Origin of the sequence: Micrococcus sp. Mcc89, from assembly GCF_024519795.1 — a bacterium.
In the GTDB taxonomy this organism is placed as follows: domain Bacteria; phylum Actinomycetota; class Actinomycetes; order Actinomycetales; family Micrococcaceae; genus Micrococcus; species Micrococcus luteus.
On the sequence record NZ_JALJRI010000027.1, the window covers coordinates 58,021 to 73,340 of the forward strand.

At 74.0% G+C, this 15,320-nt stretch carries 17 protein-coding genes; 8 read left to right on the forward strand and 9 right to left on the reverse strand.

Annotated features, from left to right (window positions below; translation table 11 throughout):
• Positions 1-7: 7 nt before the first annotated feature.
• Positions 8-1,174, forward strand: a complete 1,167-nt coding sequence (gcvT, locus tag NR072_RS03540) for a glycine cleavage system aminomethyltransferase GcvT (RefSeq protein WP_256836154.1) — start codon at positions 8-10, stop codon at positions 1,172-1,174.
• Positions 1,175-1,291: 117 nt separating this feature from the next.
• Complete coding sequence (locus NR072_RS03545) at positions 1,292-2,125, forward strand: thermonuclease family protein (protein ID WP_225348902.1); 834 nt, start codon at positions 1,292-1,294, stop codon at positions 2,123-2,125.
• An 11-nt stretch (positions 2,126-2,136) separates the two neighbouring features.
• Here the strand turns inward: NR072_RS03545 and NR072_RS03550 are convergent, their stop codons facing one another.
• Positions 2,137-2,820, reverse strand: coding sequence for a response regulator transcription factor (locus NR072_RS03550; protein ID WP_102708203.1), 684 nt, complete (start codon positions 2,818-2,820; stop codon positions 2,137-2,139).
• 151 nt (positions 2,821-2,971) lie between these two features.
• On the opposite strand from NR072_RS03550, the gene NR072_RS03555 reads away from it, so the two are divergent.
• Positions 2,972-3,145, forward strand: a complete 174-nt coding sequence (locus tag NR072_RS03555; protein ID WP_002856694.1) for a hypothetical protein — start codon at positions 2,972-2,974, stop codon at positions 3,143-3,145.
• A 21-nt stretch (positions 3,146-3,166) separates the two neighbouring features.
• Entirely contained in the window at positions 3,167-4,426 is a 1,260-nt protein-coding gene (locus NR072_RS03560) for a histidine kinase (protein WP_256836155.1), read from the forward strand.
• Positions 4,427-4,676: 250 nt separating this feature from the next.
• Here the strand turns inward: NR072_RS03560 and NR072_RS03565 are convergent, their stop codons facing one another.
• The 3 genes from NR072_RS03565 to NR072_RS03575 all read right to left on the reverse strand — a co-directional run bounded on the left by NR072_RS03565 (position 4,677) and on the right by NR072_RS03575 (position 7,210).
• Positions 4,677-5,162 carry a hypothetical protein gene (locus NR072_RS03565; protein ID WP_020624818.1) on the reverse strand — a complete coding sequence of 162 codons (486 nt, stop codon included), beginning with the start codon at positions 5,160-5,162 and terminating at the stop codon, positions 4,677-4,679.
• A gap of 90 nt (positions 5,163-5,252) precedes the next feature.
• The gene (locus tag NR072_RS03570) at positions 5,253-6,308 is read right to left on the reverse strand and encodes a hypothetical protein (protein ID WP_041102815.1); all 1,056 of its coding nucleotides are present in this window, start codon (positions 6,306-6,308) and stop codon (positions 5,253-5,255) included.
• A 56-nt stretch (positions 6,309-6,364) separates the two neighbouring features.
• Positions 6,365-7,210, reverse strand: coding sequence for a hydroxymethylpyrimidine/phosphomethylpyrimidine kinase (locus NR072_RS03575; protein ID WP_256836156.1), 846 nt, complete (start codon positions 7,208-7,210; stop codon positions 6,365-6,367).
• A gap of 131 nt (positions 7,211-7,341) precedes the next feature.
• Here NR072_RS03575 and NR072_RS03580 point away from each other — a divergent pair, with 131 nt between their 5' ends.
• From NR072_RS03580 to NR072_RS03590, 3 genes are all read left to right on the forward strand, one after another.
• Positions 7,342-7,806, forward strand: a complete 465-nt coding sequence (locus NR072_RS03580) for a DUF4126 domain-containing protein (RefSeq protein ID WP_060775707.1) — start codon at positions 7,342-7,344, stop codon at positions 7,804-7,806.
• Positions 7,803-8,126, forward strand: a complete 324-nt coding sequence (locus NR072_RS03585; RefSeq protein ID WP_010079505.1) for a putative quinol monooxygenase — start codon at positions 7,803-7,805, stop codon at positions 8,124-8,126. Before NR072_RS03580 ends, NR072_RS03585 begins: the two co-directional genes overlap by 4 nt.
• Before the next feature lie 99 nt (positions 8,127-8,225).
• Positions 8,226-8,861, forward strand: coding sequence for a GNAT family N-acetyltransferase (locus NR072_RS03590; RefSeq protein WP_095353572.1), 636 nt, complete (start codon positions 8,226-8,228; stop codon positions 8,859-8,861).
• A gap of 10 nt (positions 8,862-8,871) precedes the next feature.
• Here the strand turns inward: NR072_RS03590 and NR072_RS03595 are convergent, their stop codons facing one another.
• Positions 8,872-9,477, reverse strand: coding sequence for a TetR/AcrR family transcriptional regulator (locus tag NR072_RS03595; RefSeq protein ID WP_095353596.1), 606 nt, complete (start codon positions 9,475-9,477; stop codon positions 8,872-8,874).
• Positions 9,478-9,603: 126 nt separating this feature from the next.
• Between NR072_RS03595 and NR072_RS03600 the strand changes: the two genes are divergently transcribed.
• A complete protein-coding gene (locus NR072_RS03600; protein ID WP_217564892.1) occupies positions 9,604-10,818 on the forward strand; it encodes an acyl-CoA dehydrogenase family protein in 1,215 nt (404 codons plus the stop codon).
• Between the two features lie 100 nt (positions 10,819-10,918).
• Here the strand turns inward: NR072_RS03600 and NR072_RS03605 are convergent, their stop codons facing one another.
• From NR072_RS03605 to NR072_RS03620, 4 genes are all read right to left on the reverse strand, one after another.
• Positions 10,919-11,860, reverse strand: coding sequence for an endonuclease domain-containing protein (locus NR072_RS03605; protein WP_256836159.1), 942 nt, complete (start codon positions 11,858-11,860; stop codon positions 10,919-10,921).
• Between the two features lie 226 nt (positions 11,861-12,086).
• Positions 12,087-13,430, reverse strand: coding sequence for a tRNA guanosine(34) transglycosylase Tgt (gene tgt, locus NR072_RS03610; RefSeq protein ID WP_256836161.1), 1,344 nt, complete (start codon positions 13,428-13,430; stop codon positions 12,087-12,089).
• A gap of 41 nt (positions 13,431-13,471) precedes the next feature.
• On the reverse strand, positions 13,472-14,431 hold the full coding sequence (locus NR072_RS03615; protein WP_256836163.1) for an ornithine cyclodeaminase family protein: 960 nt from the start codon (positions 14,429-14,431) through the stop codon (positions 13,472-13,474).
• A gap of 30 nt (positions 14,432-14,461) precedes the next feature.
• Positions 14,462-15,256, reverse strand: a complete 795-nt coding sequence (locus NR072_RS03620; protein WP_256836165.1) for a glutamine amidotransferase — start codon at positions 15,254-15,256, stop codon at positions 14,462-14,464.
• Between the last annotated feature and the right edge of the window lie 64 nt (positions 15,257-15,320).

A 15,320-nucleotide genomic window follows, 5' to 3' on the forward strand; every position in this document is an offset into this window, starting at 1 on the left:
CACCCCCATGAGCGATTCGACGCGCAACTCCCCGCTGCACCCGGTCCACGAGGCCGCGGGCGCCACGTTCACGGACTTCGGCGGCTGGAACATGCCCCTGAAGTACGGCTCCGAGCTGGCCGAGCACAAGGCCGTCCGCACCTCCGCAGGCCTGTTCGACCTCTCCCACATGGGCGAGATCCGGGTCACCGGCCCGGAGGCCGGGGCCATGCTGGACCACGCCCTCTCGAGCGTGCTCTCCACGTTGAAGCCCGGCCGCGCCAAGTACGCCCTGTGCCTGACGGACGCCGGCACCGTCCTCGACGACACGATCGTCTACCGGATGGACGACGGCGAGGCCGGCTCCGAGCCCGACTACCTGGTGGTGCCCAACGCTGGCAACATCGCCGCGGTCCACACCGCCCTGAACCAGCGGGCGTCGGGCTGGGACGCCGTCGTCGAGGACGAGTCCTCGACCACCGCCCTCGTGGCCGTGCAGGGCCCGCAGGCCGAGAGGATCCTCGCCCGGGCCATGCCGGAGGCCGCGGCGCAGCTGGCCGAGCTGAAGTACTACGGCCACCTGACCCTGACCGTGCCCACGGACGCCGGTGACGTCATCGCCGTCGTCGCCCGCACCGGCTACACCGGTGAGGACGGCTTCGAGCTGTTCCTGCCCGCCGCCTCCACCGCCGAGGCCGGCGACCGCGGCTCCGCCGTGTGGAACACGATGCTCTCGGCCGCGGACGAGGCGGGCGTGGAGCTGACGCTGTGCGGGCTCGCCTCGCGGGACTCGCTGCGCCTCGAGGCGGGCATGCCGCTCTACGGCAACGAGTTGGACACCGGGCACCAGCCGCACGCCTCCGGCGTCGGCTTCGCGGTGCCCGCGAGCAAGGAGGCCGACTTCGTCGGCCGGTCCGCGCTGGTCGGCAAGGACGACGTCGAGGAGGTCGTCGTGGGGCTGCAGGGCGCGGGTCGGCGTGCCGCCCGGCACGGCTACGCCGTGCTGGACGAGTCCGGCGAGCGGGTGGGCGAGGTGACCTCGGGCGCCCCCAGCCCGACCCTCGGACACCCCATCGCCCTGGCCCGCGTCCGCCGCGACGTGGCCGCCGAGGGCACGTCCCTGCAGGTGGACCTGCGCGGCCGCGGTGAGCCGTTCACCGTGGTGGCCACCCCGTTCTACCGCCGGGAGCGCTGAGCCCGACGCAGCCGTCCCTCGGCCCACCGCTCGGCGGTCCCGGGGCCCTTCGCTAGACTCGGGCTCCGGGCCGTCGTCGCGGCCCCCCGTCCCACCGTCCACCTGCAGGAAGTCCGCATGACTCACGTCGCCGCCCGTGCCCGGGTCCCCCTGAAGGGGCTGCTGGTCTTCCTCGCCGTCGCCGCTGTGCTGCTCCTGCTGGGCATCGCCACCGTCCTCCGCGGCGTGGCCGCCGACGCCGCCCGCGTGGACATCGTCTCCGTGCTGGACGGCAACACCGTGGTGGTGAACCAGGGCGGCACCGAGCGGACCGTGGTCCTCGCCGGCGTCACGAGCGCGGGCCGCAACCCCGAGGGCCTCAAGGTCGGCCCCGACCTCTGCATGGGGGAGGAGTCCTACGCCTGGCTGCGTGATCGGCTGCCGCAGGGGGCGACCGCGAGCATGACCACCTCGGACGAGGGCGCGCCCGAGGGGATGGAGAGCGCGGTCATCTCGATCGGCGGCGGCACCGTCAACGTGGCCATGGCGGAGGCCGGCATGGCCGCCCCCACGGAGGTCGCCGTCAGCGAGGGCCTGGCGGAGGAGATCGCGCAGGCCAATCAGGAGGCCGTGGGCCGTGGCGTGGGGCTCTACGACATCGAGGAGCCCTGCACGTACCAGAACCTGCTCTACGAGGCCCAGTTCGCCCTGGAGCAGATCCCGGAGGACGCGGAGGCGTCCCTGACGAAGATCGACGAGCGATCGGTGGAGTACGCGGCCGGCCTGGACCAGGTGCGCCTGGTGCAGCAGGAGGTCCGGGCCCTCGACCCGGAGAACGGCACGTTCGCCGACCTCGCCTACGGCCCGGCCAAGGACTCGCTCCTGGCCGAGGCGGACCCGGTGGTGGAGCACGGGATGCAGGTCCTGAAGGACCTCAACACGCGGCGCAACGAGATCGCGGCCCGCGGCTGACCCCGCCGCGCTCAGTCCAGGGCGAGGGTGACGAGCCCGAGCTGGGCCGCCCGGATGATCAGCTGGACGCGGTCGCGGACCTCCAGCTTGGCCATGATCCGCGTGAGGTTGGCCTTGACCGTGGACTCGGAGACGAAGAGGTTCGCGGCGATCTCCGGGTTCGACTGACCCCGGGCCAACAGCCGCAGCACGCCCAGCTCCCGCTCGGTGAGGTCGGAGCCGTCGGGGCTGCCGGGCTGCACCGGGGTGGGGCCCACCGTCGGCCGGTCCCGCTCGATCGAGGCGAGCAGCTTGGTCGCCACGGCGGGGGAGAGCACGGACTCGCCGCGATGGACGGCCTGAATGGCGCCCAGGATGGCCGGCGGCTCCGCGTCCTTGAGGAGGTAGCCGCCCGCTCCGGCGCGCAGGGCCGGCACGAGGTAGTCCTCGGACGTGAACGTGGTGATCGCCAGGACCCGGATCGCGGGGTGGGTGTCCTTGATCCGGCGTGTGGCCTCCACCCCGTCCATCAGGGGCATCTGCATGTCCATCAGGACCACGTCCGGCTCGATGGCGGCGCACGCCTCCACGGCTTCGACGCCGTTGGCGACCACACCCACGCAGGTCATGCCGGGGGCAGAGTCGACGAGCACGCGGAGCGCGCCGCTCATGAGCGGCTGGTCGTCGGCGATCAGGATGCGCAGCTCTTCGGACACGCAGGTCAGCGTAACCGGTGCTGTGGCGCATGCCACCTTGTCGGCGTCGGGGCGAGGCCGGGGTGCCCGCCGGCCGTCATCTGCGCCATGCCGCGGCGCGGCCTGTGCGCGGCGTGCACCATTTGTGACGGGCATCATACATACTGGGGCCATGAAGACTCGCGCTCTCCTCGCTTCCGCTCTCCTGCTCGCCTCCACCCTCGTCGGCGCTCCGGCCGCCGCCGCCTCGGCGGCCTCGGCCGAGGACGACGTCGTCACGACCCTGGGCCTCGGCAAAGGCACTGCGGAGTGGACGTGCCGCCACTTCGGCATCTGGTGCGACTGACCCCGGGGCGGTCCGCCCCCGATGCCTGATTCGAGCCCATCGACCCCCTCCGTCCGGAGCGGCGCGCCCTCCCGGGCGCGCCGCTCTTCGGCGTGGCGTCAGGCGCGCAGCCTGCGGTGGCGCGCGTTCTGGGCCGCGGCGCCGCTGAGCCGCGTCTATCTCGCCTTCGGGTCGGCGTTCCTGCTCGCCTCGACCGCGTCCGACATCGGTCTGTTCGGCCCGGGCCACGGCGCCATCCCGGTCCTGGACGGGATCGCCATCGCGTCGGCGACCAGCGCCTTCCTCGCCCAGTGGTGGCGCAGCACGGTGGGCTTCGCCCTGCTCCTGCCCGGGGCCGTCGCGACCGTCGTCGGCGGTTCCGAGGTGCTCTTCGCCGTCGTCGCGCCCGTGGTCCTCGGGGCCGTCGCGGCGACCGCCCGTTCCTGGGGGTTCGTCGTCACGGCCGCCGTCCTGGCACTGACCTGGGGCGTCGCCCAGCCGTTCGCGGTGGGTCAGTCGAACGCGACGTGGTTCATCCTGCTGCTCATGTCCATGGGCCTCGGCGGCGGGCTCTTCATCCGCGAGAGCTTGGCCCGGCGGGAGCGGGATCGCCGCCGGGTGTTCGAGGCGGAGGAGCGGGCCCGGCTGGCCGCCGAGGCCGAGCGTCGCTCCCTGGCCCGCGACCTGCACGACGTGGTCGCGCACAACCTCACGATCATCTCGATGCAGGCCCGGACGGCACGCTACCTCGGCGCCCCGGAGGCGGCTCAGGGCGTGCTGGACGTGGTGGGGGACTCCGCGAAGGACGCGCTGCGGGACCTGCGGCGCATGCTCTCCATCCTCCAGGAGGACGGGATCGTGGACCCGAGCGGTGAGCCGGGCGCCGCGGGGGGCGCGGACGGGGCGACGTCCGCGGATCCGGTGCTGTCCGTGGCCCAACTGGCCGAGGAGCTGCGCAGTCTCGGCATGACGGTGGAGACGGACGTCCGCTGCGACCAGAACGCGATGCCGATCTCCGTGCGCTCCACCCTGCACCGGGTGCTCCAGGAGGCCACCACGAACGTCGCCAAGCACGCCGGCGAGGGCGCGCGCGTGTGCATCGAACTCCGCGACGCGGGGCCGGACGTGGTGCTCGAGGTGGAGAACACCGTCACCGAGCGGTCCGGCCCGCCGCAGTGGAACTCCTCCGGTGTGGGCCTGAACTCCATGCGGGATCGCGTGGCCACCTTCGGCGGCACGATCGAGGCCGGGCCGGGGGGCTGGGGGTGGCGGGTGCGCGCGGTGCTCCCCAGGTGCGTCTGACGAGGCCGACGCCGTCGCAGCGGCGGACCAGACCCATGTGACCTGCATCACATCAGGGCCCGAAAGTCTGCACCTTCCGCCACTGTCGGGGGCGCCGTCGTCCCTCCTAGAGTGGGTCATGCCCCATTGAGACGGTGCACAGTGCGAATCACGAGCCGGGATACATGCCTGAGGGGATGCGGGCCCCGGACGCGGTTCCGAGAAGGACGATGGCCATCCGGCCATCGTCCTTTCTCGTTGTCGGGCGTGCTCAGGCCGGCTCGGCGGGCGACGGCTCCGGGGTGACCGTGCGGACGAGGGGACGGGCCGCGGTCCGGCCCAGGGCCATGAGCACGGCGGCCGGGAAGCCGATCACCGGGATGAGCATCGGCAGGATGCCCGCAGCGCCCTGCGTGAGCACCACCAGGCCGTAGAGCATGCCGATCAGCGCGTACGCCAGCACGTGGACCCACTGGTTGAGCACGTGCCGGAACGCCCAGTTCACGAGCAGGCACAGCGGCAGCCCCACCACCAGCCCGGCGACCCCGACCACCGTCAGCAGCGGTGTCAGGCTGCCGAAGGCCTGCAGCCCCGGGACCACGGCCAGGATCGCCACCACGGCGGCCATCACGAGGTTGGGCAGCAGCCAGGCCACGAGGAACCCGTTCAGTCCCATGCGCAGCTGCGGGCGGGGGCCGGAACGGGCCGCGCGGCGACGGGCACGGGCGGCGGACGCGACCGGGGCGGGGGTGGTCATGGCGGGGACTCTCCGGGAGGGGGATCGACGACGTCGGGCGGGTCCCCACTGTAGTGGGCCGGGCTGGACGGGCCCCGGGAGAGTTCCCGGTCAGGCGCGCCGGTCGCCGTCCACGTGGAAGGTCAGGTCCTCGACGCCGGGGAAGGACTCGATCTCCTGGAACGCGTCCCAGGCGTCGCTGTCCGCCTCGGCGTCCGCGGGCAGGGTCACCGTCAGGGCGCCGATCTCCCCGTCGATCACCTGCAGGCGCAGCTCGAGTTCGTGTCCTCCGGCGGAGCCGGAGGCGAAGCGGCCGCGGACGGGCCAGACGCAGTCGTTCGGCACCGCGCGACGGATGTCATCGTCGGTCTGGACGACGAGCGGCACCCAGTCCGGGACCTCGCCGGCTTCACGGATGGCCTCGGCCACCGAGGTGACGGTGCGCGCGTGCGGCAGCTGGGAGCGCAGCGCCTCAGCCCCGGGCAGGTCCCGGCCCTCGGCCAGCGCCGGGTCGAGCAGGGTCTCGAGCAGCACGCGCACCTCCACCGGCAGCTCGGCGGTGGCCTCGGGCTCGACCTCGTCGACCGTGTCCTCGTCCAGGCCGGCGGGGCCGGTGACGGCGAGTTCGACGGCGTCGCGGCGGGTCCGGCGGGCGTCCTCGTTGGCCAGCAGCATCGCCAGGGAGGCCGCTGCGGCCAGCGCGACGCGCGGGGCGGGGACGCCGACCCGCTGGAGCCCGCGCACCACGGCGCCGTCGATCCGGTCGTTCAGGCCGGTGGCACGCAGCGCGACCGCCGCGACCGCGCCGCCGACGGCCAGTCCGCCGAGCCCGCGCAGGGCACGCGCGGCGGGGGAGGGGGCCACCTCGCCGTCGGCGATCGCGGCGGTGTGGAGGGCGCCGGCGGTCTCGGCCGCGAGGAACGTGCCGCTGACGGCGGCCTCGAGCTCTGCGAGGGCCCGGCGCTCGCGCCCTCGGCGGGCGTGCGGATCCAACAGGGTGAGCCCGCCGACCGCGGCCGCCGCCGCCAGCCCGTAGAGCCGGCCGCCCGGGGCGAGGGCGCGCTGGCGCAACGCGGGGACGACGGCCTCCGCGTCGTCGACGGGAACGGACGACGCCGAGTGGTGGACCTCGCCGGGGACGGAAGGGGCGGGGGAGGGGAGCTTCATGCCCCCAGTGTGGCGCACCGCCCGGCTCAGGACGAGTCAGCGGCCCACGTGCGCGCTCAAGCGGAGCGCAGGCCGCCCTGCCACAGGGCGGCGAACGGCGTGCGGCCCTCCACCGCCTGCGCGATGCCGGCTCGCACGAACTCCTTGGCGCGGCGCGCGGCCTCGAGCGTGGTGGCACCCTTGGCCAACTCGGCGGTGACGGCGGCGGCGAGCGAGCAGCCCGCACCAGAGACGCCGGACTGGCCGATCTTCGGGGCGGAGAGCACCTCCACGGTGTCCCCGTCCACGAACACGTCCACGGCGTCCGGGCCGGGCAGGTGCATCCCGCCCTTGGCCAGGACGGCCGCGCCGGAGATCTCGTGGATGCGCCGAGCGGCCGCCGTCAGGTCCTCGACCGAGCGCACGGTCATGCCGGAGAGCTGCTCCGTCTCGAAGTGGTTCGGGGTGGTGAAGGTGGCCAGCGGCAGCAGCTCGGCCTTGAGCGCCTGGTCCGTGTCCAGGGCGTGGCCCGGCTCCTGGCCCTTGCAGATGAGCACGGGGTCCAGGACCACGTGGTCCCACTCGGCGCGGCGCAGGGCCGCGGCCGAGGTGCGGATGAACTCCGGGGAGCCCTGCATGCCCAGCTTCACGGTGCGCAGCCGCTCCGGGTAGTCGCCCTGGATGGCGTCGAGCTGCTGCTGGAGGATCTCGGTGGGCACGGGGAAGAAGCGGTGGTTCCAGTCGTCCTCCGGGTCGAAGGAGACGATGCAGGTCAGCGCCACGATGCCGAAGACGCCGAGTTCCTGGAACGTCTTGAGGTCGGCCTGGGCGCCGGCGCCGCCGGTGGCCTCGGACCCGGCGATGGTCAGGGCGAGCGCGGGGGCGGAGGCGGAGTGCTGGGGGGAGTGAGCGGTCTGGGGCATGCGCCCATGGTAGGACCGACCCCGGACGGGAAGCGCCCGACGGCCGGCGGTGTTCACCGGGGAACGAGGGTCCTCGGACCCGGAGCGTCCGCCCGGGCGCCCCGAGCGACCCGCGAAGGACGGGGACGGACGTGCTCGAGTTCCTCACCGGCACGGGCCTGGCCACCTCGGCCGGGCTCAACGCCTACATCCCCCTGCTCGCCCTGGGTCTGCTGGACCGGTTCACGGGGCTCGTCGACCTGCCCGCGGGGTGGACGTGGCTCTCCGCCGACGCCTCCCTCTGGATCCTCGGCGCCCTGCTCGCGCTCGAGCTCGTCGCGGACAAGATCCCCGGGGTGGACGCGGTCAACGACGTCGTCCAGACGGTCGTGGGAGCCGACACGGTCACGGTGGGGGCCGCCGCGCCCGTGCTCTCGGCGGCCGAGGACGTCTCGGCGGCCGGCCTCGTCGCGGCCGCGCTGTTCCTGCCGGTGCTGGTCGCCGTGCTGGTGGTCGCCGTCGTCGTGGGCCTGTGGCTGCTGGCCCGGCGGTTCCGCGACCGGCGGACGCGAGGCCGTGCCGCGGCCGTCCCGGGTGGGCCAGAATGGACGGCATGATCCTCATCAACCTGAAGTTCACCGTCCAGCCCGAGCGTGCCGACGAGTGGATGGACGCCGTCGCGAAGTATACCGCGGACGTGCGCTCTGAGCCCGGCAACCTGTTCTTCGAGTGGTACCGCCCGGTGGAAGGCGGCCCGAACGAGTACTTCCTGCTCGAGGGGTTCACGGACGAGGGTGCGCAGGCCCACGTCGCGTCCCCGCACTTCCAGGAGGGCCTGGACGCGATGCGCCCGCTGCTGGCGAGCACGCCCCAGATCATCTCCGAGCAGGTCGGTGCGGAGGGCTTCGGCCCGATGGGCGAGCTGCAGATCGACTGAGCCCGCCCCCGGCCAGAGGAGGCGACGGCGCCCGCGTCACGAGCGTGACGCAGGGCGCCGTCTCTGTATCCGGGGTCACACCCTGGCTACGGTGAGCGCATGAGCGCCGAGCAGAACAGCACCCAGACCCCCGGCCACCGCACCGCCCACGTCCCTGCCGGCCAGGATCTCGGCCACCGCTGGTCCACCCGCGAGGCCGATCACGACGATCCGGCCGACCGCCGCGCCGTCCGCCAGATCGCCGAGCTCGCCTTCGCGTCCACGGCCGAGGCCGACCTCGTCGAGGCGCTCGCCGGCGGCGCGGAGGGCTGGCTGCCCCAGTACTCCCTCGTGGCCATGACCGCCGCGATCCCCGGCACGGACCTGCAGTCGGACCCGATGGGCTACGGCACCCTGGTCCGGGCCCACATCGACGACGCCGAGGTGCTCGCGCTCGCCCCGCACGGCGTCCTGCCCGAGCACCAGGGCGAGGGCGCCGGCACCGCGCTCGTCAACGCCCTGCTGCAGGCGACGCAGGCCGACGGCGAGGAGGTCGTGGTGGTCTACGGCTGGCCCGAGTACTACGCGAAGTTCGGCTTCCACCGGGCCTCCGAGCACGGCGTGCACGCGGCCTTCGCCCGGCAGCCCGAGGCGCTGCAGGTCCTCACGCTCCAGGACGGGGCCGAGGTGCCGGCCGGCGAGTTCCGCTACCCGCCCGCGTTCGGGGCGGAGAACGCGCAGGTCGCCGGCCGCTGAGAGCCCGGTCTCAGTCCAGGAGTCGGCGCACGGCGGCGAGCGTCCGTTCGGCCTCGGCCGGCTCGGCCGTGAGCCGCGCGATGACCTCCGCGAGGTCCGCGCGCAGGCCGGCCTCGGCGTCGTCGGCCGGGACGTGGAGCCACGCCCGCAGGGCGCGGTTGTGGACGGCCACCACGGCCGCCGCCAGCCCGACGGCGACCCCGCCGCGCACGGGCGTGTCCGGCAGGGCCGTGGCGAGCCAGCCGGAGAACAGCTCCGTGTAGCGGTGCGAGGTGAGCAGCTCGCGCGTGCGCAGCGCCTGGGAGCCGCGCAGCAGGCGGGAGCGCGCCCGGGCCCGGTCCGGATCGGCGGTGTGATGCCGGAAGACCTGGAGGACCGCCTCCTCCAGGGCCTCCCGCACGCCGAGGGAGGTGCCGCGCAGGAAGTCGTCCAGGCGGGCGAGCAGCGCCGCGTGGTCGGCGAAGACCACCTCCTCCTTCCCGCCGAGGTGGCGGAAGAAGCTGGCCCGGCTCATGCCGGCCTGGCGGGCGAGCTGGTCGGCCGTGACGGCGTCGTAGCCCTCGCGGTCCAGCAGGTGGATCAGGGCGGTGAGGGTGTCCTCGGCGGGCGTCGTCATGCGGGCCATGGTGCCACGGGCGCGGAGAGGAGGTGAGACTGCGTCTGATTCTGTGAGATGGCGTGTCAGTTGGTGTAGGGTGATGGCGGACACACCCATCTCTCCGACCCCGCCCGGGAGGCCACCATGACCGAGACCCTGCCCACTGTCGAGCCCGAGTACGACGTCGCCACGCCGCTGGACACCGACTTCTACCTCGCACTCACGGACGTCTCCGACGCCGAGAAGGACGTGTGGCGTCGGGCCCGCGCCTTCGCACTCGAGCCGGACGTGCTGCCCCGGATCCGGGAGGCGTGGGACCGCCACGAGTACCCGCTGGACCTCGTGGCCCGCCTGGGGCAGGCCGACCTGCTGCGCGACGGCGTCCCCGTGGACGGGCTGCCCGACGTCTCCCGCGTGGCAGCGGGCCTGGCCACGATGGAGCTCTCGCGCCTGGACGGCTCGATCGCCACGATGACGGGCGTGCAGGGCGGTCTGGCCATGCGCTCGATCCAGCTGTGCGGCAGCGAGGAGCAGCGTGCCGAGCACCTGCCGGCCATGGCGCGCGGCGAGCTCTACGGCGCCTTCGCGCTCACGGAGCCGACCCACGGCTCCGACTCCGTCTCGCTGGAGACCCGCGCCGAGCGCGTCGACGGCGGCTGGCGGCTGCACGGGCACAAGAAGTGGATCGGCAACGGGGCCGCCGGCGGCGTGACCGTGGTGTGGGCGCGCAGCGCCGAGGACGAGAAGGTCCGCGGGTTCATCGTGCGCCAGGAGTCCGAGGGCTACACGGCCGAGGTCATCAAGGGCAAGGTCGCGCTGCGGGCCATTGACCAGGCCCACATCACCCTCGACGGCGTGTTCGTGCCCGACGCCGACGTCCTGCCCGAGGCCCGCTCCTTCAAGGACACCTCCCGCGTCCTCTTCGCCACGCGCGTGGGCGTGGCGTGGTCCGCCCTCGGGAAGGCCGTGGGCTGCTACGAGGCGGCGGTGCAGTACGCGGGGCAGCGCGTCCAGTTCGGCCGGCCGCTGGCCGCCGCCCAGAGCGTGCAGACCCGTCTGGCCGAGATGCTCTCCCAGCTCACCCAGGTGCAGCTGCTCGTGCTGCGCGCGACCCGGCTCGAGGACGAGGGCCGGCTCACCGGGCCGATGGCGTCCATGGCCAAGTACTCGGCGACGCGCGCCGCGCGGTCCATCGCCGCGAACGCGCGCGACCTGCTCGGTGGCAACGGCATCCTCATCCAGAACGAGGTGGCCCGCCACTTCGCGGACATCGAGGCGATCCACACCTACGAGGGCACCGAGACCGTGCAGGGGCTGATCATCGGCCGCGAGATCACGGGGGTCGGCGCGTTCGTGTGAGATGACGCGAGCGGGGGCGGCGGCGTGAGCCAGAGATTTCTGCTGGTACGCACGCCCCCCTGCCGCCGATTCGTCTGGCTCGGCGGCCGATTCATCTGGCTCACGCACGCAGAGGGAGCCGCAGGTGGGCGGCGAGGTCGCGCAGCAGGGCGTCGAGGCCCCGCTGGGTGAAGGCGCTGGCGGTCACGCGCAGCACGATCCACCCCTCGGCCTGCATCCGGCGGTCGCGCTCGATGTCACGGCGCCACTGCTGCGGGTCCGTCCGGTGATGATCGCCCTCGTACTGCACGCAGACACGGGCCTCCCGCCACACCAGGTCTGGCCGGACGGTGGACCCGTCGCTCAGCATCAGCAGCGGATTCACCTCCGGCTCCGGCACACCCGCGTCGGCCAGCGCCAGTCGCAGGAGCGGCTCGGCCCGCGAATCCGCGCCGTCCCTGAGCAGCGGCAGGGCCGCCCGCAGGGTCCGCGTCCCTCGCCGCCCACGCACCCGGAGCACCTCCGCCTCCAGATCCCGCACGGTGCACCGTGGATGGTCGCCGGGACGACGTCGGCCCGCCGGGCCGTCAGCCCGTTGCAGCAGGCTGTCCCCGGCGGCGACGACGTCGGCCAACGGCAGACCCAGCTGCGCCAGCGCCGCCCAGGTGGCGGCCGGCGTCGTGATCCGCACCCCGGCACGCACCAGCACGGGGTCCTGCGGGTGCAGCTCATGTCCGACGACGCCGCTGCGGCGCGGCGCCCCGCCCTCGGCCCGCGTGCGCGCCAGATGGAGGGGGCCGCGCTCCCACTGCCGCGGCAGCCACATCTCCCAGAGTCGAGCGGCGGTGGCGTGGGTGGCCGCGGTGCCGGGGTTCGTCTGCTGGAGGGCGCGGACGACGTCGGCCAGTGAGGGCTGACCCCCGGCGGTGTGCCGCAGCCCGTGGTGCGGGGCGTCGAACCGGGGGCCGCGCAGCTGCGAGGCCGTCAGGCCGGCCTGCAGCCCTGCGGCGACCGGGAAGACGGGGCTGAGGGTGGCGTCGTCGTGCGGAGGAGGGGCGACCATGCCGCCAGCCTTCCCTTCCACCAGCGGACCCGGTGCCGCGACAGCGAGGGCCGTGGAAGGCGAGCCAGGTCGGCGGCCCTGTGCAGGAGCCGCTGAATCGTCTGGCTCACGTCCCCCACGCGTCCGCGCGGCGCTGAGCCAGACGAATCGGTCGCGACAGCCCCCTCAGAACAGCAGAAACGTCTGGCTCGCGCCCGTCGCAGCGTGCCGGCGCACCCAGCGCCCCTCAGCCCTTCGGGGCGTAGTACCGGCCGAGGGTCTCGCCCTTGAGCTCCGCGAGCGTGCCATCCTGCATGGCCGCGCGGATCCGGTCCACGAGCGAGACCGTGAACCGCTCGTTGTGGATAGAGAGGAGCGTGTGCGCCACCATCTCCTTCGCCTTGAACAGGTGCCGTAGGTACGCGCGCGAGTAGTGGGCGCACGTGTAGCAGTCGCACTCGGGGTCCAGCGGGCCGAAGTCGCGGCGGTACTTCGCCCCGGGCAGGTTGTAGCGCCCGTCGCGGGTGTAGAACGCGCCGGTGCGGGCCACACGGGTGGGGGAAACGCAGTCGAAGGTGTCGGCGCCGTTCTCGACGGCGGTGAACAGGTCGTCGGGCTCGGAGATGCCCAGCAGGTGGCGCGGCTTGTCCTCGGGCAGCTCCTGCGCGCACCAGCCCACGATGGTCCCGAGGTTCTCCTTCTCCAGGGCCCCACCGACGCCGTAGCCGTCGAAGCCGGACGCCACGCCGTCGAGCTCCCCCGCGGCCGGGAACTCGGCCCGCATCGCCGCGAGGTCGCGGCAGGCCTTGCGGCGCAGGTCCTCGTACTGGGCCCCCTGGATCACGCCGAACAGCGCCTGGTACGGCCGCGCCGAGCGGACCCCGGTGAGGCGGGCGTGCTCGTCGAGGCAGCGCTGGGCCCAGCGGCGGGTGCGCTCGAGCGCCTCCTCCTGGTAGCCGCGGGAGTTGTGCAGGGTGGTCAGCTCGTCGAAGGCGAACATGATGTCCGCGCCGAGGTTGTGCTGGATGCCCACGGACACCTCGGGGGTGAACCGGTGCCGGTCCCCGGTGAGATGGGACTTGAACCAGACGCCGTCGTCGTCGACGTTGGCCAGGCGCTCCTTTCCGGGGGCGACGGCGTCGTCGGCACCCTGCCCTTCGGGCGCGCCGGGACCCTTCATGTCGATGACCTTCTTGAATCCCGAGCCGAGGCTCATCACTTGGAAGCCGCCCGAGTCCGTGAAGGTCGGCCCGGGCCAGTTCATGAACGCGCCGAGGCCGCCGGCCTCGTCCAGGAGGTCGTCGCCGGGCTGCAGGTACAGGTGATACGCGTTGGCCAGCAGCGCCTGCGCGCCGAGCTCCGCCATGGACTCGGGCAGCACGGCCTTCACCGAGGCCTGCGTCGCGACGGGGATGAACGCCGGCGTCTGGATCCGCCCGTGCGGCGTGGTGATCACGCCGGTGCGCCCGAGCGGGGCACCGTCCGCACCGCCGGTCTCCAGCCGGTGCGTCACCTCGAAGCCGAACTGCGAGGGATGCGCGGGGGCACCGGAGGCGGGCTGCGGCGTCGGGGCGGCGGGGGTCTCAGGCATGGGACCCAGGGTAGTGCGCGGGCACCGCAGCCCGCCCCGGGTCAGCCCAGCACCACCCGCGCCACCGCGCTCGCCACCACCAGGTCCTGCCAGGGCATGCCGGTGGTGACGAACAGGGCGGGCTCACCCTCCCGCCGACGCGCGGTCCCGGCCACGAGCTCGGCCAGCGTCACCGTGTCCTCGATCCCGGCCAGGGCCCCGGAGGCCACCGCGAGGGTCACGTCCCCGGCCTCGCGGGCGGCCGAGTCCCGCGACTCCACCGCCACGGTCGCGCGGCGGGCCAGGGCGTCGTCGGTCTCGCGGGCGTCCGTGGTGTGCGAGCCCATGGCCACGACCGTCGCGTGCTCCGGCACGAGCGTCCCGTCGAACAGCGGGGCCGTCGCGGCCGTGCACGTCACCACGACGTCCGCCTCCGCCACGGCTTCCGAGTCCGCGGTGCTCGCGGTCACGCCCAGCTCCGCTTCGATGCGCGCGGCCAGGGCGGCGGCCCGGTCGGCGTCGCGGCCCACCACGGACACCCACTCCAGCCCGAACACGTCCTGGAAGGTGAGCGCGTGCTCCCACGCCTGCACGCCCGTGCCGAACACGACCAGGTGCCGGGGCGAGGCGTCCGCGAGCAGCCGCACCCCGAGCGCGGACACCGCGGAGGTGCGCAGGCCCGTCAGCTCGACGCCGTCCAGCACGGCCCGCGGTGCCTGGCCGGGGGTGCCCGGGGCGCCGAACAGCACGTAGACGCCCTGGATGACCGGCAGTCCGCGCTCCGGGTTGTCCGGCGTGAGGGTGAGCAGCTTGGTGCCGACCTCGGTTCCGCGCGTCGAGGGCATCTGCAGCAGCTGCCCGGCGGCGGTGGGCACGCGGGTGCGGGGGGCGTCGGCCTCCGGGTCCAGGCCGGCGGCGAGGGCCGCCTCCAGCGCGTCGACGGCGGCGCTCGGGCTCAGGGCGGCGCGCACGGCGGGGCCGTCGATCCAGGGCAGGGAAGCGGTGGCGCGGTGCGTGTCCATGCGGCCACGCTACGGGGTGGGCCGGGCGGCTCAGCCGAACAGCGTGCGGAAGTTCGCCAGGATCCGGCGCGGGTGTTCGGGGTCGACGGCGGCCAGCCCCGCCACCGTGGGCTCGTACTCGCCCGGCGCGAAGTACCCGTGGTCGCGGTAGATCTCGAGGCGCTCGAGGATCCCGACCTGGTCCAGCTCCGGGTGGAACTGGGTGGCGTACTGGCGGGTGCCGAGCCGGAACATCTGCACGGGACAGTCGGCGCCCGCGGCGAGCAGCACCGCGCCGGGCGGCAGCGCGCTCATCGCCTCCTTGTGGCCGACGTACGCCGCGAACGTGCGCGGCACCCCGGCCAGCAACGGATCCGCGGCGCCCTCGTCGGTGAGCGTGACCTCGACGGGCGCGGCCGATTCGCCGTACGCGTTGTCCACGACGCCGCCGGCGTGCCGGCCCAGCGTGCCGACGCCGTAGCAGCAGCCGAGGAACGGCAGGTCGCGGCGCCGGACGACGTCGAGCATCCGGCCCAGCTCCGCCTCCACGGCGCGCTGCACGGGGGACTTGGTCTCCTCGGGATCGGTGCCCGTGAACGGGCTGCCGGGCAGGATCACGGCGGCGACGTCCGCGAGCTCCGCCTCCCAGTCCAGGCCGTCCGTGGCCGCGTCGGGGCGCTGCACGACGCGGTCCAGCCGCAGCACCCTCAGCCGGCCCTCCGGATAGCCACCCAGTCGCTGGACGGCCTCGACCTCGGCGGCCGCGGCGTCGTCTTCGGGGCGCGTCTGGACGAGGAGGAATGGCCGTGGGTGTGGGCTCGGGACGGCGCCGGTCGGGGTGGTCATCTCGGCAGACTAGCTGTAGGAGGGCATGACGTTGTTGACACGCACCGGGGCCAACGAGGCCGGA

Excerpts from the sequence above, each read along its gene's own strand:
- gcvT (WP_256836154.1), top strand. The coding sequence starts at position 8 with ATGAGCGATTCGACGCGCAACTCCCCGCTGCACCCGGTCCACGAGGCC.
- NR072_RS03545 (WP_225348902.1), top strand. The coding sequence starts at position 1,292 with ATGACTCACGTCGCCGCCCGTGCCCGGGTCCCCCTGAAGGGGCTGCTG.
- NR072_RS03555 (WP_002856694.1), top strand. The coding sequence starts at position 2,972 with ATGAAGACTCGCGCTCTCCTCGCTTCCGCTCTCCTGCTCGCCTCCACC.
- NR072_RS03560 (WP_256836155.1), top strand. The coding sequence starts at position 3,167 with ATGCCTGATTCGAGCCCATCGACCCCCTCCGTCCGGAGCGGCGCGCCC.
- NR072_RS03565 (WP_020624818.1), bottom strand. The coding sequence starts at position 5,162 with ATGACCACCCCCGCCCCGGTCGCGTCCGCCGCCCGTGCCCGTCGCCGC.
- NR072_RS03570 (WP_041102815.1), bottom strand. The coding sequence starts at position 6,308 with ATGAAGCTCCCCTCCCCCGCCCCTTCCGTCCCCGGCGAGGTCCACCAC.
- NR072_RS03575 (WP_256836156.1), bottom strand. The coding sequence starts at position 7,210 with ATGCCCCAGACCGCTCACTCCCCCCAGCACTCCGCCTCCGCCCCCGCG.
- NR072_RS03585 (WP_010079505.1), top strand. The coding sequence starts at position 7,803 with ATGATCCTCATCAACCTGAAGTTCACCGTCCAGCCCGAGCGTGCCGAC.
- NR072_RS03590 (WP_095353572.1), top strand. The coding sequence starts at position 8,226 with ATGAGCGCCGAGCAGAACAGCACCCAGACCCCCGGCCACCGCACCGCC.
- NR072_RS03595 (WP_095353596.1), bottom strand. The coding sequence starts at position 9,477 with ATGACGACGCCCGCCGAGGACACCCTCACCGCCCTGATCCACCTGCTG.
- NR072_RS03600 (WP_217564892.1), top strand. The coding sequence starts at position 9,604 with ATGACCGAGACCCTGCCCACTGTCGAGCCCGAGTACGACGTCGCCACG.
- NR072_RS03605 (WP_256836159.1), bottom strand. The coding sequence starts at position 11,860 with ATGGTCGCCCCTCCTCCGCACGACGACGCCACCCTCAGCCCCGTCTTC.
- tgt (WP_256836161.1), bottom strand. The coding sequence starts at position 13,430 with ATGCCTGAGACCCCCGCCGCCCCGACGCCGCAGCCCGCCTCCGGTGCC.
- NR072_RS03615 (WP_256836163.1), bottom strand. The coding sequence starts at position 14,431 with ATGGACACGCACCGCGCCACCGCTTCCCTGCCCTGGATCGACGGCCCC.
- NR072_RS03620 (WP_256836165.1), bottom strand. The coding sequence starts at position 15,256 with ATGACCACCCCGACCGGCGCCGTCCCGAGCCCACACCCACGGCCATTC.